The sequence below is a fragment of the Stenotrophomonas sp. HMSC10F06 genome, from assembly GCF_001807865.1.
In the GTDB taxonomy this organism is placed as follows: Bacteria; Pseudomonadota; Gammaproteobacteria; order Xanthomonadales; family Xanthomonadaceae; genus Stenotrophomonas; species Stenotrophomonas bentonitica_A.
The window spans coordinates 1-19,719 of sequence record NZ_KV791307.1 but is presented as its reverse complement, the minus strand read 5'-3'; the positions used below and the strand labels follow the sequence as shown (position 1 = coordinate 19,719).

The window sequence follows — 19,719 nt, the reverse complement described above, 5'->3', positions numbered from 1 at the left end:
CCCCGGTCCGGTCTTACTCCGGAATCACCACGGTGCCATCGGGGAACACGATGGCGCCGTCACCGCTGACATCGAAGAAGCCCAGCTGGTGGGTGTTGGCCAGCACCTGCACCAGGCCGTGCGCGTTCTCGGCCACCTCGTCATCGAACGAGGCGTAGACCACGTGCTGGCCGATGCTGTAGTCGGTCACTTCCGGGCGGTCGTCTTCCTCATCGGACAGCGGGCCATCCATCGGCGGGTAATGCTCGGCGAGCGCGGCGAAGAACGCCTGCAGCGCCGGCACCGACACGGCCGGGTCGTCGTAGTCGTGCGTCTCGTTCCACTCGGTCTGCGCGTCGTACCACTGCAGGAAGGCCTCGGCCTCGCGCGGGGCGACGGCGGGGTCGAACACCATCAGGTCGTAACTCATCGGGAATCACCTTGATCCATGCGCAAATGCATGCGTCAGGATAGCCCTGATCGGCGCGGACCGGCCGGCGCGCGCCGGGGCCGGTTCAGCGCCGCGCGGGCAGGCCGGGTGCCGCTGCGGGGGTCTCGGCAGGGGTATCGACCACCGGCGCCTCGGGGAACAGGGCATAGCGCAGCCCGATCAGACCCATCAGGGCCTCATCGCGGGCCTTGCCGGCCGCCACGGTCTGCACGCGCTTGAGCGAGGCCTCCAGCCGGGCCTGCAGCCCGGTGGGGGCGGGCAGGGGACGCCGACGCGCCGCCTGCGCGCGGTAATGCGCTGCTACCTCGTCCAGGATCGCGTCGATCGCGGCCACGCTGGGCGCCGGCAGGCCGTGCCGCGAGCGGCGCAGCTGCAGGATGTTCAGGCCGATCCGCGCTTCGGTGAGCATGTCCACCGAGGCGATATCGCTGCCTTCCGGGGTGGCCGCCAGGCGCGGTGCGAGCAGGCCGAGCAGATCAAGCATGCGCGCGGCGAACTGCTGGCGGTCCTGCTGGCCACGGCCCTCGGCCGCATCGGCCAGCGTGGTCCAGCCCTGGCGTACCAGCCGGCGTGCGGTCCACTCGGCACCCACCGAGCGGAACAGCCGCGTCATCACCACCGCAAAGCCAATGCCGATGAACATCGCCACGGCCGAATTGATGAAGCTCTGGATGTTGGCGCTGTAGGTGTTCTGCACATTCAACAGCGCGACCAGATTCACCGTGAGCGGCAGGCCGATCAATGCCGTCTTGGGCCGATGCAGCAGCAGGCCCAGCGGCAGGAAGATCACCGCCAGCACCAGCACCAGGCTGCCGAAGTCGTGCACGGCCGGGAAGATCCCGAACAGGTACACGCCGGCCACCAGGCTGGCCACGATGGCCCAGAGCAGGAAGGACAGCATGCTCGGTGCGGGATCATCCTGCGCGGCGAAGAACGCGGCGGCCACCGCGGCCATCATCGCGCCGTTGCCACCGCCTTCCCAGCCCAGCCCGATCCACAGCACGCAGTAGGTCATCAGGGCGACACCGGCACTGGCCGCGGAGAACAGCGCCATGCCGTAGTCCACATGGCGCACATGGTCCACGCGCTGGGTGCGCACGCGGTAGTGCGCGGTATCGCTCGGCGCGGTGCCGGCGTCGATGGCGGCGTGCAGGGTGGTGCAGTCCTGCCAGAGATCGACCAGCTCTTCCAGGCGCAGCAGCAGGGTGACCAGCAGCAGGTGATCCAGCTCGCCATCCACCGCCGGCTTGAGCGCGACGATGCGCGCGCGCAGCGTGGCGTAGGCGCTGGCACTGGAGCGGCCCGGCTGCTCCAGCCACTGCGCCAGATCGGCGATCAACGGCTCCAGCCCCGGTGGCAGCGCGCGGCCACCCGCGCGCAGCGCACCGAGCCGGTCGGCGATCGAGGACAGCACCGGCAGCATCAGCAGCATGCGTTCGCGCAGGCGCTCCATCGAGACCGCCGCCCCGGCGTGGCGCGGGTCGTCGCGACGCATGAACTCGATCAGCGCTTCGAACTGGACCAGATCGGCCGCCAGGCGGTTGCGCGGTCCATGCGCGTGACCGCGCGAGAGAATCTGCCGGCACCAGTCGGCGGCATCGCCCATCCAGCTGCCGATCCGCGCGCGCAGCATCGGCCGCACCGAGGCGGGGAAGAACAGCGAGGCGAACAGTACCGCCACCACGGTGCCGAGGATGATCTCCTCGCTGCGCGCCACCACGGTGTCGAAGATGGTGTCCGGCGAGGTCACCGCCGGGAAGCCGATGAAGGCGGTGGTGTACCCGGCCAGCAGGAACGCGTAGCCGCGCGGGCCTCGGTTGAGCAGGGCGATGAACAGGCAGGTGGACAGCCACAGCGACATCGCCGCGCTCAGCAGCAGCGGGGTTTCCACCAGGTGCGGCAGCATCCACAGCGTGGCCGCGCCGGCGATCAGCGTGCCGAGGATGCGGTAGGCCCCCTTGGCGCGGGTCGGGCCCAGCATCGGCTGGGTCACGATGTAGACCGTGGCCATCGCCCAGTACGGACGCGAGAGATTGCCGGCCAGCCCGATGTACAGCGCGGCCAGCGCCGCCAGGAAGGTCTTGACCGAGAACAACCAGGCCTGTCTGTCCAGCAGCAGCATGGCTTACCTCGCGGCCGTGCCGGCGGCGACGGCGTCGGCATTCCAGCCGCCGCCGAGCACCAGGAACAACTGGATCTGGTCGCGCGAGACCTGCGCCTGCGCCTCGGCGAGCGTCGCATCGGCGCTGGCCAGGCTGCGGTCCGCGTCCAGGCTGGCCAGGTAGGGCGTGCGCCCGCCCTGGTACAGGCGGCGGTTCTGGCTGGCGGCCAGGTCGGCCTGCTGCTGCGCCTGCTGCAGGAACTGCAGGCGCTGCAGATCCTGGGCATAGCGGCTCAGCGCGGTCTGGGTTTCGCGCAGGGCCTGCAGCACGCTGTGGTCGAACTCGGCCAGCGCCGCATCGGCACCGGCTTCGGTGGCGTGGATGCGTGCATGCGTGCCGGAGGAGGGCAGCGTCCAGGAAATCAGCGGACCGATCGACCACTGCTGGGTCAGCGGCGTGCCGAAATCCTCCAGCAGGCCGGCGGCACCGACCGAGGCGCCGAGGCGGATGTCCGGGTAGAGCTCGGCGGTGGCCACGCCGATCCGCGCGGTGGCGGCGGCCAGCTTGCGCTCGGCCTGGCGGATGTCCGGGCGGCGCTGCAGCAGCGCGCGGCCATCGCCGATCGGCAGCGCCTGGGCCAGGGTCGGGGCCTGGCTGCAGTCGCTCACGCCGCCGGGCAGCTGGCCCGGGGTGCGGCCGAGCAGGGCGGCCAACTGGTATTCGGAGGCCTGCCGGTGCGCGCGCAGCGGCGGCAACGCGGCCTGCAGCATCGCCACCTGGGCGTTGGCACGCGCCAGCTCCGGCGGGGTGCCGCGGCCGGCGGTGATCAAGCGCTGGGTGACCTCGCGGCTGCGCTGCTGCAGCTGCAGCGAGTGCTCGGCCACATGCAGTTCGTGGTTGGCGTGGCAGATCTCGACGTAGCTGCCGGCCACCTGCGCCACCAGCGACACGCGCGCCAGGTCCATCGCGGCGGCGGTGGCCTGCTCGTCGGCATGCGCGGCTTCGGAGGCGCGCTTGAGCTTGCCGAACAGATCGAACTGATAGGACACCGCGAACTTGCCGTCGGCCAGGTTGATCGGCGGCAGTTCGTGTTCAAGCAGGAATGATTCGGCCGACAGCTGCGCGCGGCTCACCCCGGCCTCGGCCTCGTATTCGAACCCACCGGCATCCAGCGCCTGCTCGTACACGGCAGCAGCGCGACGCAGGTTGGCATCGGCCACCTTGAGTTCCACGTTGTCGCGCAGCGCCTGCTGCACCAGCGCGTTGAGGGTGTCGTCCTGGTACAGCTCCCACCAGCGTGCGGGCAGCGCGGCGCCAGCGGCGACCTGCGGGTTGCCGGTGTCGAGGAACGCGGCATTGGCCTCCGGCCGCTGGAACGCGGAGCCGGCCGGCACCGCGTAGTCCGGGCCGACGGTGCGGCAGGCGGCCAGCGTGGTCAGCGCCAGCCCCAGCGCGATGCGGTGCAGCGCCGGGCGGTTCACAGCGCCGTCCGTGCCGGTTGTGCCGGCGTGGCCGGCGCGGTGTCCGGCTGGATGGTAACGGTGGCGGTGCGCCCGGCGATCAGGTTCACGCCGGCCGGCACGCGGTCGATATGGATGCGCACCGGGATGCGCTGCGCCAGCCGCACCCAGTCGAAGGCCGGGGTCACGTTCGGCAGCAGGCTGCTGCCTTCGCTGCGGTAACGGTCTTCGATGCCGGCGGCGATGCTCTGCACGTGGCCCTGCAGCGGCTGCGCCTCGCCCATCAGGCGGATGTCGACCTTCTGGCCGGCATGCACGCCCTGCAGGCGGGTTTCCTCGAAGTAGCCGTCCACGCGGAACGAGCCGGTATCGAGCACGGCCATCACCGGCCGCCCGGCGGTCACATAGTCACCGGCACGCACGGTGCGGTCGTTGACGTGGCCATCGCTGGGGCTGCGCACTTCAGTGCGCGCCAGGTTGAGCTTGGCCAGATCCACCGCGGCCTGTGCGGTCGCCATCGAGGCCTGCGCGGCGAGCAGCTTGGCGCGGCGCACTTCGGCGTCCTCGGCGGCGACCAGATCCTGCAGGCTGCGGTCACGCGCGATCTCGCGGCGCAGCTGGTCCAGCGTGGCGCGGCGCTCGCCCAGCGCGGCCTGGGCCTGCTCCAGCGCGATCTCATAGCGCGCCCGGTCGACCACGAACAGCACCTCACCGCGCTTGACCGGTTGGTTGTCGGCCACCTTCACCGCTTCCACCAGCCCGGACACATCCGGCGCCACCTGCACCACGTCGGCGCTGACGTGCGCATCGCGCGTCCACGGTTCGTCCATGTAGTACGCCCACAGGTGACGCAGCACCAGCACGGCGGCCACCACGGCCACGACGGTCAATACGACCGGGAATGTCTGCTTGAGGATCTTGTTCACGATTGCATCCAACGCATCAGGGAAAACAACCCGCCGAGCACGATCACGTACACGGCCAGGTTGAACAGGGCGGGGTGCCAGATGTGGCGGTAGGCGCCGGTGCGCTGCAGGACCACGCGCAACCCGCTCTTGAGCAGGTAGGCAAGCAGCATCAGCCCGAGCAGGGTCGGGACGAACACACCATAGAGACTGAATTCACCGTACATCGAGGCAAAGGATTCGCAGGGGAGCGGAAAGGGGATCGCCCGGCGTCGAGGGACGACACCGGGCGGCACAACGGGGGAACAGGCTTACGTCACGCGGTCGGCAGCGTCGGCCAGCAGCTGCCACAGCTTCAGCACGGTGCGCAGTTCATCCATGGACAGCTCGCCGAACACGTCCTGGCGCAGGCCGATCAACTGGGTTTCCAGTTCGCTGACCAGGGCCTGGCCCTTGTTGGTCAGCCACAGCAGGTTGGCGCGGCGGTCGCTGGCGTCGCATTCGCGGCGGACCAGGTCGCTGGCGGCCAGCTTGTCCAGCAGGCGTACCAGCGACGGGCCTTCCATGCCCAGCTGATGGGCCAGTGCCACCTGGCGGATACCCCCGCCGGCGCGCCCGATCATCAGCAGCGGCATGGTGCAGGCGGCGGAGATGCCGTAGCTGCCCAGGGCCTGGTCGGCCAGGCGCTGCCACTGCCGCCCTGCGTACAGCAGGCCGGAACTGAGCTGCATCTGCAGCTGGGTGCGTTCGTCGAAGGATCGGTTCATCAGAATAGATAGGATACTACTAATTTCCCTCCTATCAATACCTCCGGCACAACCGTCGCCCAACGAGGGCCTGCGCGGGCAGGGCCACCGAGCCCCGGCGCAGGACGCCCGAGGGGTCTGTCGGGTACGATGCTCGCCCCCCTTCGGGTGCTGTATGTAATGAGCAAGCAAGACAACGACGCCAACCCCGTCACCCAGGCCGAGGCCGAATCGGCGGTGCGCACCCTGCTGCGCTGGGCCGGTGAAGATCCGACCCGCGAAGGCCTGCTGGATACCCCGCGCCGCGTCGCCGAAGCCTATGGCGACTGGTTCAGCGGCTACCGCGATGACCCGCGCGCCTACATGGAGCGGACCTTCGAGGAAGTGGCCGGCTACGATGAACTGATCGTGCTGCGCGACATCGAGTACGAAAGCCACTGCGAACACCACATGGCGCCGATCATCGGCCGCGTGCACGTCGGCTACCTGCCGGCCGGCAAGGTGGTGGGCATCAGCAAGCTGGCCCGCGTGGTCGAGGCGTACGCACGCCGCTTCCAGGTCCAGGAAAAGATGACCGCGCAGATCGCCCAGTGCATCCAGGACGTGCTGCAGCCGGTCGGCGTGGGCGTGGTGGTGGAAGGTGCGCACGAGTGCATGACCACCCGCGGCATCCACAAGCGTGGCGTCAGCATGGTCACCTCCAAGATGCTGGGCAGCTTCCGCGAGGACGCGCGTACCCGCGCCGAATTCCTGCGTTTCATCGAAGTGGGCGGCAAGCGCTGATTCCCCGCGCCGTCGCGCGCGGCCGGCAGGTGCTGGGCTTCGGCCCGGCCCGGCCGGTGCGTGCGCGTCCCGTTTCCCTCCCGGCCGCTGCGACCCGCGCGGCCCGTCTTCCTGTCCCCGGTCTCGAATGAAGCATCGCGAGCGCATTACCCGTTACCGCCACCTGCGCGAACAATCGCAGTGGAAGCTGCTGGCGGCCGATCACGCGCCGGAGATCATCGGCCTGCTGCAGAGCCTGCTGATGCAGGACGAGCGCACCCTGTCCACCGCGGTGCTGCACGAACGCCTGCAGCGCGCGCTGGACGATCTCAAGGCTGATGAACTCGCGCGCGATCTGCCGCGCACCGCGCAGGCCTACATCGCCCACTGGCTGGCCCAGGGCTGGCTGGAACGCCGCCTGCCCGAAGGTGCCGACCAGGAACAGTACGAACTGTCCACCCAGGCCGCGCAGGCGATCCGCTTCGCCGACAGCCTGGAGCAGGCCCGCGCCGCCGCCACCGAGAGCCGCCTGGCGCTGGTGATCGAGCAGCTCTCGCAGCTGGCCGCGTTGACCGAATCCAATCCGGATGCGCGCCTGTCCGCGCTGCGCGACGAACGCGACCGCATCGATGCCGAGATCGCCCGCGTCAGCGGCGGCAAGGTGTCCTCGCTGGATGGCAAGCGCGCGCTGGAACGGACCCGCCAGATCATCGGCCTGGCCGACGAACTGACCGAAGATTTCCGCCGCGTGCGTGACGACTTCGAACGCCTCAACCGCGAATTCCGCGAACGCATCATCGATGACGAAGGCGAGCGCGGCGACGTGCTCTCCAAGCTGTTCGAAGGCGTGGATGTGATCGGTGACAGCGACGCCGGGCGCAGTTTCGACGCGTTCTGGCGCCTGCTCAACGATGCCGAACAGAGCGCCCAGCTCGACGCCGCGCTGGAGACCGTGCTTGCCCGTGGCTTCGCCCGCAAGCTGGACCGCAACGAACGCACCTTCCTGCGCGGCTTCACCACCACCATGCTCGAGCGCGGTGGCCAGGTCCACGATGTGCTGCAGCACTTCGCGCGCAGCCTGCGTGGCTTCGTGCAGAGCCGCGGCTACCTGGAACAGCGCCGCCTCAACCAGCTGCTCAAGCAGGCCCAGGGCGAGGCGCTGGGCCTTCGCGACCACATCCCGGCCCAGCGCAGCATCGGCCGCGACCTGCAGCTGACCACCAGCCGCCTGCGTTCGCTCTCGCAATGGAAGCTGCACGACCCGCGCCAGGCGCAGGTCGATGGCAGCGTGCAGCGCAACGACACCGCCGCGATCTCGCTGGAAAGCGTCGGCGATCTCGTCGCCGCCTCGGAAATCGACTTCCGCACCCTGCGCCGCGATCTGCACGACCTGCTTGGCGAGCAGCCGCGGCTGTCGATCGCGCAGGTGCTCGACCACCGTGAGGCCCCGCAGGGGCTGGGCAGCATCATCGGTTACCTCTCCCTCGGCCCCCGCCATGGCGAGGTCGCCACCGATCAACAGGAGATCGCGCAATGGCGCGGCGGCGATGGCCAATGGCGTCGCGCCCGCATTCCGCTGATCTGGTTCACCCAGGAGAAACGCCATGAGCTGGCATGAACAATCCACCGACACCCCGATCGACGGCGGCGCCGACGAGCATGACGACGAGCCGGTCGTGGTGACGCCGGTCCTGCGACGCAGCAACGATGTCTTCTACATGGGCGATACCGGCCGGCTGCCGCTCGATGGCCGCCGTGCGCTGTGCCAGCTGCTGATCGGCCCCAGCATCGACCAGCTGCGCCACGCCAAGCTGTGGCCGGCGCTGATCCGCAGTGAAGCGGCGATCCGCTCGGCGCTCTCGGACCTGTTCCTGGAGCTGGTGCTGGACCGCGAGAGCGGGGTGGCCTTCACCCGCCAGGCCGATACCGAAGATATCGACGCGCCGGTGCTGCTGCGTACCTCGCCGCTGACCTTCATCGACTCGGTGCTGCTGCTGCACCTGCGCCAGCAGCTGGCCGAAGCCGATGCACGCGGCGTGCGCGCGGTGGTCGAGGATGCCGAACTGGCCGAAGCACTGGCCGTGTACGAGCGCCACCTGTCCACCGACCGCGCCGGCTTCAACCGCCGCGTCGCCAGTGCCGTGCAGAAGATGAAGGACAACCACATCCTCACCCGCCTTGGCGGTGACGATGCGCGTCATGAAGTCTCGCCGGCACTGAAACTGATGTTCTCCGCCGAAGATGTCGCCGCCCTGGCCCAGGTGTACCGCCGCCTGCGCGAAGCGCCGGCCGACCTCGACGCCTGAGCGCGCGCCCGCGCGCCGCTGCCCTGCCTGGATTGCTAGCCCTGCCATGACCGTCCACATTCCCGCACCCGCCCTGTTCCCCGGCGACCAGCCCGACCCGCGCGCGCAGCAGTTCCGCATGCGCCGCCTGCAGGTCCACAACTGGGGCACCTTCTCCGGCCTGACCGAAGTGCCGATCGCCGAACGTGGCTTCCTGTTCGTCGGCCGCTCCGGCTCGGGCAAGTCGACCCTGCTCGATGCGATGTCCGCGCTGCTGGTGCCGCCGGCCCTGGTCGACTTCAACGCCGCCGCGCGCGAAGCCGAACGCAGTGGCCGCGACCGCAACCTGGTCTCCTACGTGCGTGGCGCGTGGGCTGACCAGCAGGACAGCGGCACCGGCGAGATCGCCACCCAGTACCTGCGCAAGGGCGCCACCTGGACCGCGCTGGTGCTGGAGTACCGCAGCAACGACGGCCGCATCGTCAGCCTGGTGCGGCTGTTCTGGATCGCCGGCAACGGCGCCGCCGCGGCCGATGTGCGCAAGCACTACATGGTCGCAGAGCGCAGCTTCGACATCGCGCGCGACCTCGGCGGCTTCGACCTGGACCTGCGCAAGCTCAAGCAGCGCCTGGGCGATGTGCATCACTTCGACAGCTTCGCCAGCTATGCCGAACGGTTCCGCCACGTGCTCGGGATCGAGAACGAAATGGCGCTGCGCCTGCTGCACAAGACGCAGTCGGCGAAGAACCTCGGCGATCTGAACGTGTTCCTGCGCGACTTCATGCTCGATGCGCCGCGCACCTTCGATGCCGCCGAGCGCCTGGTCGATGATTTCGCCGAACTCGATGGCGCCCACCAGGCCGTGGTCACCGCGCGCCGCCAGGTCGAAACCCTGCTGCCGGCGCGCGGCCACTACGCCGATCTGCAGGCACTGCGCCGCCAGCGTGAAGACCTGGACGAGATGAAGCTGGGCATCGACGGTGTGCGCGAGCAGCGTCGCCTGGCCCTGCTCGAGGCGCGCCTGCTGGAACTGGACACCCGCGACCGCGGCCTGTCCGGTGAAGAAGGCCAGCGCCGCAGCGCGCTGGAGAACCATGAAAGCCACCTCGCCGAACTGGAGGCGCAGCGTCGCCAGCAGGGCGGCGAGCGCATCGAAGAGCTGGAGCGCGAACAGGGCCGTGTCGCCCAGGAACGCGACCGCCGCCTGGCCAAGCGCAACCAGGCCAACCATGCCAGCCGCGAGCTCGGCGAAACCCTGGCCGAGACCGCGCACGGCTTCGCCGAACAGCTGGCCCGCGCCCAGGCCAGACTGGACGACGGCCAGCGTGCCGCGGCCGAGCTGGATGAAGCCATCGCCGAGCGCATGGGCGGCAAGCGCGACGACGAGCGCCGCTTTGCCGAGGTGCGTTCGGAACTGGAGGCGCTCAAGCGCACCCCGTCCAGCATTCCGGCGCCGATGCAGCAGCTGCGCGCGCGCCTGAGCAGCGACACCGGCATTCCCGAGGCGGCGCTGCCGTTCGTGGGTGAACTGCTGCAGGTCCGCGATGAAGACGCCGCATGGCAGGGCGCGATCGAGCGTGTGCTGCACGGCTTCGCGCAGTCGCTGCTGGTTGACGAGCGCCACCATGCCCAGGTCTCGGAGTGGATCAACCAGACCCACCTCGGTACCCGCCTGGTGTATTACCGCGTGCGCCGCAACGATGATGCGCTGCATGGCCGCGAGCCGGGGGCACGCTCGCTGCTGCACAAGCTGGTGCTGCGCGAGCACGGCTATGCCGGCTGGCTGCGCCGCGAGCTGGGCAAGCGCTTCGACTACGAATGCGTCGATGCGCGCCACCTGCGCGATACCGACCGCGGCATCACCAAGGAAGGCCAGGTCAAGCACCCGGGCGAGCGTTTCGAGAAGGACGATCGCCACAACATCAGCGACCGCCGCCGCTGGCTGCTCGGCTTCAACAACCGCGACAAACTGGACCTGTACGAGCGCGAAGCGATCGAACTGGCGCAGCGCATCGCCGCCTGCGACAGCGACGTGGCCGGCCTGCGCGCGCAGCGCGAACAGGATGGCAAGGCCCGCCTGGCCTGCCATCAACTGTGCACGCTGGGCTGGGACGAGATCGATGTGGCCGCGCCGCTGCAGCGCCTGGACGACATCGCCCAAGCCTTGCACGACCTGCGCGAAGGCAATGCCGACCTGCGCAGGCTCGGCGAACAGATCGAAAAGACCCGGGCCGATGTGGCCCAGGCCAAGCGCACCTATGAAGACGTGCGCGTGGAGCGCGGCCAGCTCGGCCGTGAGCACGAACGCCTGGCGCGCCTGCACGAGCAGTGCGCGCCGCTGGCCAAGCGCGTGGTCACGCCCCTGCAGCAGCAGGGCCTGGACGAACGCCTCAAAGCGCTCGGCGTGCTCAGCCTGGAAAACCTGGAAGCGCACTTCCGGCAGATCAGCAACACCCTCAACGAACAGCTCGGCGGCTCCCAGGCCGAACACAACCGGCTGGAAAACCTGCTGCTGGGCTGCTTCCGCCGCTACTGCCAGGCCTGGCCGGAAGACAGCGGCGACTTCACCGTCAGCCTGTCCAGCGCCGACGATTTCCTGGCCCGCCTGCAACGGCTGGAGAACGATGGCCTGCCGCAGCACGAGGCGCGCTTCTTCGATCTGCTGCAGAGCCAGAGCAAGAACAACCTGCTGGCGCTGCAGCGCCACACCGCCGAGGCGCGCAAGTCGATCGCCCAGCGCCTGGACGAGGTCAATGCCTCGCTGGAGCAGGTGCCGTTCAACCGCGGCACCCTGCTGACCATCGAACTCACCGACCGCCGTCTGCCCGAGGTGCTGGATTTCCACCAGCGCCTGCGCGATGTCCTGTCCCAGCAGCAGACCGAGCAGCGCGAACTGGCCGAAGCGCAGTTCGCGGTGCTGCGTGAGCTGGTCGCCAAGCTCGGCTCGCAGGAAGGCGAGGACAAGCGCTGGCGCGAGCTGGTACTCGACGTGCGCCTGCATGTGGAATTCGTCGGCGTCGAGCTCGATGCCGCCACTCGCCAGCAGGTCGAGATCTACCGCAGCGGCGCGGGCAAATCCGGCGGCCAGCGCCAGAAGCTGGCCACCACCTGCCTGGCGGCCGCGCTGCGCTACCAGCTCGGCGGTGCCGACGGCCAGCTGCCCAGCTACGCGGCAGTCGTGCTCGATGAAGCCTTCGACAAGGCCGACAACGAGTTCACCGCGCTGGCGATGAACATCTTCGACAACTTCGGGTTCCAGATGGTCGTGGCCACGCCGCTGAAGTCGGTGATGACGCTGGAGCCGTTCATCGGCGGTGCGTGCTTCGTGGAGATCAGCGGGCGCCACGACTCCGGCGTGCTGCTGATCGAGTACGACGACGAAGGCAAGCGCCTGAAGCTGCCCGAACGCGCCCGCGCCGGCGGTGAGGCCGCGGTGGCGCCGGTAGCGGCAGCGCCCGTGATCGCAGCGCCGGCGGAAGTCGAGGTGCCAGGCCAGGCCGCCGATGCCGTGATCGCCGAACCGGCTGCCGGGCAGGCCGACGCCGCCACGGCGACGCCGGATGCACCGGCACCGGTATCGCGCCCGAAGAAAGCCGCGGCCAAGGCACCGGCCAAGGCACTCGCCAAAGCGCCGGGCAGGAAGGCCGCCAGCAAGGCGGCGGCCAGGCCGGCGCCCAGGACCGCCGCGAAGAAGCCGGTCAAGCCCAAGCGTTGAGCAATCGACGGGTCAGCCCCCAGGGCTGGCCCGTCCTGTCAGCCGGCGAAGGTATCCCAGCCCATCCGGGCGATCAGCACCACCACCAGGCCGACGAACAGCTTGCGGATGAAGGGCGTGCCACCGCGCAGCGCCATCCGCGTGCCGACCACCGAGCCGATGATGTTGGCCGCGGCCATCGGCAGCGCGAACAGCCACAGGATGTTGCCGGTCGGCACGAAGAACGAGATCGCCGCCACGTTGGTGGCCAGGTTCACCACCTTGGAGGCGGCCGAGGCGCGCAGGAAGTCCAGCCCGAAGAAACGCACGAACAGGAAGATCAGGAAGCTGCCGGTGCCCGGCCCGAAGAAGCCGTCGTAGAACCCGATCACCGCACCGATCGCCAGCGCGGTCACCAGCTCCTTGCGGCCGATCTCGCGCGGGCGGTGCAGGGCACCGAAGTCCTTCTTCCACAGCGTGTAGCCAAGCATCGCCACCAGCAGCACCAGCACCAGCGGGCGCACCGCGTCCTTGGGCAGCAGGCTGACCGCCGTGGCGCCGGCGAAGGAGAACACGAAGGCCGTGCCCGCGGCGAACAGCACTGGCCGCCACGGGAATCGCACATTGCGTGCGTAGCGGAACGCCGCCGCTGCCGTACCGAACATCGAACTGAATTTGTTGGTGCCAAACAGCATGGCCGGGGTGTGCTGCGGCAATACGGTGAACAACCCGGGCAACTGCACCAGCCCGCCGCCGCCGACCGCGGCATCGACCAGACCGGCGATGAAGGCGATCGCCACCAACCACAACAGCTCAGGGGGAACCAGCTCAAGCACGGCGGGACATCGCGGCAGAAGGCGCGCCAGCATACGCCCGGTCATCGCGCGACAATACCCCCATGACCACCGCCAACTCCGATCCCTGTCCCTGCGGCCGCCCCTTGGCCTACACCGCCTGCTGCGGCCGCTATCACGCCGGCGCGCCCGCCCCGGATGCCGAAGCGCTGATGCGTTCGCGTTACAGCGCCTACGTGCGCCACCTGGCCGACTACCTGCTGGCCAGCTGGCACCCGTCCACGCGCCCGGCCGAGCTGTCGCTGGAGGAAGCGCCCGGCCAGCGCACCCACTGGCTGGGGCTGACGATCCAGGCCCACACGCAGTCGGATCCGGACCACGCCCAGGTCCGGTTCCTTGCCCGTTACAAGGTGGGCGGCGGCAGTGCGGTGAAGATGCTCGAGCACAGCCGCTTCGTGCGCGAAGACGGGCGCTGGTTCTACCTCGACGCGCTGCCCTGACCCAAGGCGGCCGCACGCACCCCCAGCGCCGTCGCCCCGGCCGCGTACGGGGATCGCGTATTCAACTTGAACGCTGTCACCAGACCGATGCCGTGCCATGACGTGGCACTCACTCCGGCTGGTCGATCCTGATCGCAATGAATACCGCCGTTGCTGCCGCACCACCGCTCACCGCCGCCCCGCCGTCGTCGCTGGCCGCCCGCTACGCCGGCGTGCGGGCCCGCACGGTCGCGTTGGCCGCCCCGCTGAGCGCCGAAGACGCCATGGTGCAGAGCATGGCCGATGCCAGCCCGGCCAAATGGCACCTGGCCCACACCACCTGGTTCTTCGAGCGCTTCGTGCTGGCCACCCGGCCCGGTTACGCACCGATCGATGCGGACTGGCATTACCTGTTCAACAGCTATTACCAGAGCATCGGTCCGGCACATGCACGTCCGCAGCGTGGCCTGCTCTCGCGCCCGTCGCTGGAGGAGGTGCTGGAGTTCCGCGCCCGGATCGACCAGAGCGTGATCACCGCCCTGCAGGCCGGCAGCCTCAGCGAGCAGGCCCGGCACCAGTTGCTGCTCGGCCTGCACCATGAACAGCAACATCAGGAACTGCTGCTGACCGATATCAAGCATGCGTTCTGGTCCAACCCGCTGCAGCCAGCCTACCGTGAGGATCTTGCGGTGGCGCCGGCCCGTGCGCTGCCCCTGCAGTGGCTCAGCAGTCCCGAGCAGATCGTGGAGATCGGCGCGCCGGTCTGGCCTACCCAGCCGACATTCGCCTACGACAACGAATCGCCCGTACACCGCGCCCTGGTCCCGGCGCATGCGCTGGCCAACCGCCCGGTCAGCAATGATGAGTATCGCCGGTTCGTCCAGGCCGGCGGCTACCGCGAGCCACGCTGGTGGATGAGCGAAGGCTGGACCTTGTGCCAGGACCAGCGCTGGCAGCATCCGCTGTATTGGGACGACGCACTGGAGCGCGAGTTCACCCTCGGCGGGTGGCGCCCGCTCGATCCGCACGCCCCGGTCTGCCATCTCAGTTACTTCGAAGCCGACGCCTACGCGCGCTGGCAGGAGGCCCGCCTGCCCACCGAATTCGAATGGGAGGCGGCCACCGCCGGCCGCCCGCTGCGGGGTCGTTTCGCCGATAGCGATCAGCTTCACCCCGGCGGGGCGGAGGAGTCAGGCGATATCGTCCAGTTGTTCGGCGATGTCTGGGAATGGACCAGCAGCGCCTACGGGCCGTATCCGGGGTTCCGCACCTTCCCGGGCAATCTCGGCGAGTACAACGGCAAGTTCATGTGCGGGCAATGGGTCCTGCGCGGCGGCAGCTGTGCCACGCCTGCCGATCACCTGCGCGCCAGCTACCGCAATTTCTTCGCGCCGTCGGCCCGGTGGCAGTTCGCCGGCCTGCGCCTGGCCCGGGACGCCGCATGAGTTCGGTCCGTGATGCACTCCAGGCGCTGACCGATCTGCAGCCGGACCGCGACCAGATCACCGCCGACATCCTGCGTGGCCTCTCCGCCACGCCGCGGCAACTGCCGTCGAAGTATTTCTACGATGCCCACGGCTCGGCGTTGTTCGAGCAGATCACCCAGCAGCCGGAGTACTACCCGACCCGCACCGAGCTGCAGCTGCTGCAGGACTGCGCGCGTGACATCGCCAAGGTGGTTGGTCCCCGCCTGCACGTGGTCGAGCTGGGCAGCGGCAGTGGGCGCAAGACCGAGCTGCTGCTGCAGGCACTGCGTGACCCGGTGGCGTACACCCCGATCGAGATCTCCCGTGCCGCACTGCTGGACAGCATCACCCGGTTGGCCCCGTTGCTGCCGGAGATCGAAATGCTGCCGGTCTGCGCGGATTTCACCCAGCCGGTGCAGCTGCCATCGCCGCAGCGCGAGCCGGCGCGCCACCTGGTGTTCTTCCCGGGCTCGACGCTGGGCAACTTCGCGCATGACGAGGCCATTGCGCTGCTGAAGGCCATGCGCCAGACCATGGGCCCCGACGGCATGGCCCTGATCGGCATCGACCTGCACAAGGATGCGGGGCTGATCGAAGCGGCGTACAACGATGCGGCCGGCGTCACGGCCGATTTCACCCTCAATCTGCTGCGCCGGCTCAACCGCGACATCGGCAGTGATTTCGATCTCGACGGGTTCCGTCATCGCGCGCGGTACAGCGTGCCGCGCCTGCGCATCGAAACCGAACTGGTCAGCCAGCGCGAGCAGCGCGTGCAGGTGGACGGGCAGAGCTTCGATTTCGCCGCGGGCGAGGCGATGACGGTCGAGTACAGCCACAAGTACACCGACGCGGTGTTCGCAACGATGGCCGCAGCCGCGGGCCTGCGCGTGACGGCCCACTGGAACGCCACCGATCCCGCCTTCGGCCTGCGCCTGCTGCAGCCGGTCTGACCTGCGCCGCATTGCCGCTATGATGCAGGTCCACTGGCTGCAAGGATTCCGCCAATGCGATGGTCGCCCCTGTTGTTGGCCGGGCTGTGGCTCGGCGCACCGTCGTTGGCGGTGGCCGCCCCGGATGCATTCTCCACCTGTCTGGCCACGCTCAAGGCGCAGGCCGGCAAGCAGGGCATCGGCGCCGAGCGCTTCGATGTGCTCACCGCCGGGCTGACCCCGGATCCCAGCGTGCTGCCGCTGCTGGACGCGCAGCCGGAATTCACTACCCCGTTGTGGGACTACCTTGCGGCGCTGGTGGATACCCAGCGCGTCGAGGACGGGCGTGCCCGCCTGGTCGAGCACCGCGACCTGCTGGCCCGGGTCTCGGCCGAGTACGGGGTCGATCCGGCCACCATCGTGGCGGTCTGGGGCGTGGAGAGCGACTACGGCCGCGTGTTCGGCAAGCGCCCGCTGCTGCAGTCGCTGGCCACGCTCTCCTGCGAAGGCCGCCGCCAGCCCTTCTTCCGCGGCGAACTGCTCGCCCTGCTCAAGCTGATCGATGCCGGCGACCTGCGCGCCGAAGGCCTGACCGGTTCGTGGGCCGGCGCGTTCGGCCATACCCAGTTCATGCCCTCCACCTATGCGCGCATCGCGGTGGATGGCGACGGCGATGGCCGTCGCGATCTGGTCGCCTCGATACCCGATGCGCTGGCCTCCACCGCCAATTATCTGAAGAAGGCCGGGTGGCGCACCGGCCAGCCCTGGGGGATGGAAGTGACGGTTCCGGCCGGCTTCAACGCCGGCCAGGCCGGCCGCACCCAGCGCAGGCCACTGGCCGACTGGCGCGCACAGGGCATCATCCCGGTGGCCGGCGGCACGCTGGCCCCGGCCGGACTGCCCGCCGACAGCAGTGCCGCGCTGCTGCTGCCCACCGGGATCAAGGGACCGGCCTGGCTGGTGTTCCGCAACTACGACGCGATCTACGCCTACAACGCCGCCGAGAGCTACGCCCTGGCGATCGCCACCCTGGCCGATCGCCTGCGGGGTGGTCCGGGTATCGTCGCCGCCTGGCCGACCGACGATCCCGGCATCGGCCGTACCGAACGTCGAGAGCTGCAGACCCTGTTGCTGGCCCGCGGCCACGATATCGGTACGGCCGACGGCATGATCGGTACCGCGACCCGCCGCGCCATCCAGGCCGAGCAGCAGCGCCTGGGCTGGACCCCCGCCGATGGCCGTGCCGGCCAGCGCATTCTCACCGCCCTGCGCGGTGCTCCTCCTTCTTCCACACCGACCATGCCCGCATCCACCGTATTCACCCTGCCGCCCAATCACGCCCAGTATGTCCAGTCCCCGGCCGCGCCGCGCGCTGCCCTGCCCAAGGTGCCTGGCCTGAGCCTGGCCGACATCCAGGGCTTCCCCGCGTGGACGGTCCAGACCCCGTTCGCCACCGCCGCGATCAGCGTGTTCGGCGGCCAGCTCCTGTCCTATGTGCCCAAGGGCGGGCAGGACGTCATGTGGCTCTCGCCGAGCGCCCAGCCGCTGCCGACCCCGATCCGCGGGGGCAGCCCCGTGTGCTGGCCGTACTTCGGCCGCCAGGGGCAGGGCAATGACGTGCCCTCGCATGGCTTCGTCCGCAACGTGCCATGGACCCTGCAGCAGGCCCGTCGCGAGGCCGACGGCACCATGGTGCTGACCCTGGCGCCGCCGGTGCTGGAGAACCTGGACCTGCGCCTGCGCATGGAGCTGCGCATCGGCCGGACCCTGGAACAGCGCCTGATCACCGACAACACCGGCCGCCAGCCGGTCGCCTTCACCCAGGCCCTGCACAACTACTTCCATGTCAGCGATGCGATGCAGGTCAGCGTGGAGGGCCTGGATGGCCTGTCCTACCTGGACAAGTTCGAGAATTACGCGACCCCGCGCCAGCAGCAGGGCGACTGGAACCTGCGCGACCCGCGCGATCCCGGCCGCAGCGACCGCATCTATACGCAGGCCGGCGGCCGCTACGTGCTCAAGGACCCGGGCCTGAAGCGCCGCATCGAGATCACCACCACCGGCAGCCGCTCGCTGGTCGCCTGGAACCCGGGTGAGGCCGGCGCCAGCAAGATGGCCGATGTCGGGGCCGGCTGGCGCAACTATGTGTGCCTGGAAGCGGCCAACGCCGGTCCGGATGTGGTGACGCTGGCGCCGGGCGCGCAGCACGTGCTGCAGCAGACGCTGGCGGTTCGCCCGCTATGAGTACGGTTCCACCCCCGGCCCGGCCGGACGAGACGGCCGAGGATCCTTATCGCGCGCCCAGCACCGCCCTGCACGAGGCCATGATCGACGCCCAGATCGATGCGGCCGTGGCCGTGTATGACCGCCATCCGTCGTGCTGAGGCGGCTGTAAGGCGCGTGAGGCGTCAGCGGGCGGCCGGGCGCGGCCGCAATGCCAGCAGACAGATGCTGCCGGCGACCAACCCCCAGAATGCCGAGCCGATCCCGGCCAGCGACAGGCCCGAAGCGGTGACCAGGAACGTCACCAGCGCCGCTTCACGATCGGCCTCCTCGCGCAGCGCCGTGGCCAGGCTGTTGGCGATCGTCCCGAACAGCGCGATGCCGGCCACGCAGGCGACCAGCTCCTTGGGGAAGGCGGCGAACACGGCCGCCACCGTCGCCCCGAACAGGCCCACCACGATATAGAAGGCGCCCGCGGCCACCGCGGCGGTATAACGGCGGGCCGGATCCTCGTGCGCTTCGCGCCCCATGCAGATCGCGGCGGTGATCGCGGCCAGATTGAGCCCATACGCACCGAAGGGGGCCAGGATCGTATTGACCACGCCGATCCAGCCGATCACGGGTGAGACCGGCGTGTCATACCCGGAGGCACGGATCACCGCGACGCCCGGGATGTTCTGCGAGGCCATGGTGACCACGAACAGGGGCAGGGCGATGCCGAACACCGCTGCCCACGACAGCGTTGGCCAGGTGAACACCGGCGTGGCCAGTTCCAGTCGCACCTGTTCCATATGAAGCAGGCCCTGACCGGCCGCCACCAGGACACCGACAAGCAGGGTGGCGATCACTGCATAACGCGGGAACAGCCGTCGCCCGATCAGCCAGGTGGCGAACATCGCCAGTGCCATGCCCAGCTGAGTGCCCATCGAGACGAACACATCCAGCCCGAAGCGCAGCAGTACACCCGCAAGCATGCCCGCGGCCAGCGCCATCGGCACACGCTTCATCAGCTTCGCGAAGATCCCCGAGAAGCCGGCCAACATGCCAAGCACGGCAGCAAGCACGAACGCACCGATCGCATCGCTGTAGCCGACCGCGCCCGCACCGACCACGAGCATCGCCGCACCGGGCGTGGACCATGCAGTGACGACCGGCATCCGATAGCGCAGTGACAGACCAATACACGTCACGCCCATGCCAAGCCCCAACGCCCACATCCACGAAGCGATCTGCGCCTGGTCTGCGCCGACCGCGCGTGCGGCCTGGAACACGATCACCGCCGAACTGGCGAAGCCCACCAAGACGGTGATGAAACCTGCCATCACCGCAGGCAGGGAGAGATCGCGCCACAACGAACGTTTGCCAACCGCAGACATCGCATGCATTCCTGATGACAAGAGATGCATTGTTAGCAAGCCTGCGGCAGCACGCGCAACGCGCGTGC

Annotated in this window: 15 protein-coding genes and 2 pseudogenes; 9 read left to right on the top strand and 8 right to left on the bottom strand. The window is 69.3% G+C overall.

Annotation, left to right across the window (positions count from 1 at the left end):
- Nucleotides 1-13: 13 nt before the first annotated feature.
- The 6 genes from HMPREF3113_RS16735 to HMPREF3113_RS16710 form a co-directional block, all read right to left on the bottom strand.
- Nucleotides 14-409, bottom strand: a complete 396-nt coding sequence (locus HMPREF3113_RS16735) for a hypothetical protein (protein ID WP_019183988.1) — start codon at nucleotides 407-409, stop codon at nucleotides 14-16.
- 85 nt (nucleotides 410-494) lie between these two features.
- Nucleotides 495-2,552 carry an FUSC family protein gene (locus HMPREF3113_RS16730; protein ID WP_070474146.1) on the bottom strand — a complete coding sequence of 686 codons (2,058 nt, stop codon included), beginning with the start codon at nucleotides 2,550-2,552 and terminating at the stop codon, nucleotides 495-497.
- A gap of 3 nt (nucleotides 2,553-2,555) precedes the next feature.
- Nucleotides 2,556-4,013: an efflux transporter outer membrane subunit gene (locus tag HMPREF3113_RS16725; RefSeq protein ID WP_070474144.1), complete on the bottom strand. Its 1,458-nt coding sequence runs from the start codon at nucleotides 4,011-4,013 to the stop codon at nucleotides 2,556-2,558.
- Entirely contained in the window at nucleotides 4,010-4,918 is a 909-nt protein-coding gene (locus HMPREF3113_RS16720) for an efflux RND transporter periplasmic adaptor subunit (RefSeq protein ID WP_070426259.1), read from the bottom strand. The genes HMPREF3113_RS16725 and HMPREF3113_RS16720 overlap by 4 nt, the downstream gene beginning before the upstream one ends.
- Nucleotides 4,915-5,124, bottom strand: a complete 210-nt coding sequence (locus HMPREF3113_RS16715; RefSeq protein WP_019183984.1) for a DUF1656 domain-containing protein — start codon at nucleotides 5,122-5,124, stop codon at nucleotides 4,915-4,917. The genes HMPREF3113_RS16720 and HMPREF3113_RS16715 overlap by 4 nt, the downstream gene beginning before the upstream one ends.
- 84 nt (nucleotides 5,125-5,208) lie before the next feature.
- The gene (locus HMPREF3113_RS16710) at nucleotides 5,209-5,664 is read right to left on the bottom strand and encodes a MarR family winged helix-turn-helix transcriptional regulator (protein WP_070474142.1); all 456 of its coding nucleotides are present in this window, start codon (nucleotides 5,662-5,664) and stop codon (nucleotides 5,209-5,211) included.
- A 159-nt stretch (nucleotides 5,665-5,823) separates the two neighbouring features.
- On the opposite strand from HMPREF3113_RS16710, the gene folE reads away from it, so the two are divergent.
- The 4 genes and pseudogenes from folE to HMPREF3113_RS16690 all read left to right on the top strand — a co-directional run.
- The gene (folE, locus tag HMPREF3113_RS16705) at nucleotides 5,824-6,426 is read left to right on the top strand and encodes a GTP cyclohydrolase I FolE (RefSeq protein ID WP_019183982.1); all 603 of its coding nucleotides are present in this window, start codon (nucleotides 5,824-5,826) and stop codon (nucleotides 6,424-6,426) included.
- A 127-nt stretch (nucleotides 6,427-6,553) separates the two neighbouring features.
- Nucleotides 6,554-8,023: a DUF3375 domain-containing protein gene (locus HMPREF3113_RS16700; protein ID WP_070474141.1), complete on the top strand. Its 1,470-nt coding sequence runs from the start codon at nucleotides 6,554-6,556 to the stop codon at nucleotides 8,021-8,023.
- Between the two features lie 88 nt (nucleotides 8,024-8,111).
- A pseudogene (locus tag HMPREF3113_RS16695) lies at nucleotides 8,112-8,711 on the top strand (DUF4194 domain-containing protein); the annotation flags it as partial.
- Nucleotides 8,712-8,757: 46 nt separating this feature from the next.
- Nucleotides 8,758-12,402 (top strand): annotated as a pseudogene (locus HMPREF3113_RS16690) (SbcC/MukB-like Walker B domain-containing protein); the annotation flags it as partial.
- 41 nt (nucleotides 12,403-12,443) lie between these two features.
- On the opposite strand, the gene HMPREF3113_RS16685 reads toward HMPREF3113_RS16690, so the two are convergent.
- A complete protein-coding gene (locus HMPREF3113_RS16685) occupies nucleotides 12,444-13,220 on the bottom strand; it encodes a sulfite exporter TauE/SafE family protein (RefSeq protein WP_070474219.1) in 777 nt (258 codons plus the stop codon).
- A gap of 62 nt (nucleotides 13,221-13,282) precedes the next feature.
- On the opposite strand from HMPREF3113_RS16685, the gene HMPREF3113_RS16680 reads away from it, so the two are divergent.
- The 5 genes from HMPREF3113_RS16680 (at nucleotide 13,283) to HMPREF3113_RS18820 (ending at nucleotide 18,436) form a co-directional block, all read left to right on the top strand.
- Entirely contained in the window at nucleotides 13,283-13,678 is a 396-nt protein-coding gene (locus HMPREF3113_RS16680) for a YchJ family metal-binding protein (RefSeq protein WP_070474134.1), read from the top strand.
- 137 nt (nucleotides 13,679-13,815) lie between these two features.
- Nucleotides 13,816-15,102: an ergothioneine biosynthesis protein EgtB gene (gene egtB, locus HMPREF3113_RS16675; RefSeq protein ID WP_070474132.1), complete on the top strand. Its 1,287-nt coding sequence runs from the start codon at nucleotides 13,816-13,818 to the stop codon at nucleotides 15,100-15,102.
- The gene (gene egtD, locus HMPREF3113_RS16670; protein WP_070426256.1) at nucleotides 15,099-16,073 is read left to right on the top strand and encodes an L-histidine N(alpha)-methyltransferase; all 975 of its coding nucleotides are present in this window, start codon (nucleotides 15,099-15,101) and stop codon (nucleotides 16,071-16,073) included. The genes egtB and egtD overlap by 4 nt, the downstream gene beginning before the upstream one ends.
- A 54-nt stretch (nucleotides 16,074-16,127) precedes the next feature.
- On the top strand, nucleotides 16,128-18,296 hold the full coding sequence (locus HMPREF3113_RS16665) for a lytic murein transglycosylase (protein ID WP_070474130.1): 2,169 nt from the start codon (nucleotides 16,128-16,130) through the stop codon (nucleotides 18,294-18,296).
- On the top strand, nucleotides 18,293-18,436 hold the full coding sequence (locus HMPREF3113_RS18820) for a hypothetical protein (protein WP_167390346.1): 144 nt from the start codon (nucleotides 18,293-18,295) through the stop codon (nucleotides 18,434-18,436). The genes HMPREF3113_RS16665 and HMPREF3113_RS18820 overlap by 4 nt, the downstream gene beginning before the upstream one ends.
- 24 nt (nucleotides 18,437-18,460) lie before the next feature.
- Here the strand turns inward: HMPREF3113_RS18820 and HMPREF3113_RS16660 are convergent, their stop codons facing one another.
- Complete coding sequence (locus tag HMPREF3113_RS16660; RefSeq protein WP_070474128.1) at nucleotides 18,461-19,651, bottom strand: benzoate/H(+) symporter BenE family transporter; 1,191 nt, start codon at nucleotides 19,649-19,651, stop codon at nucleotides 18,461-18,463.
- Between the last annotated feature and the right edge of the window lie 68 nt (nucleotides 19,652-19,719).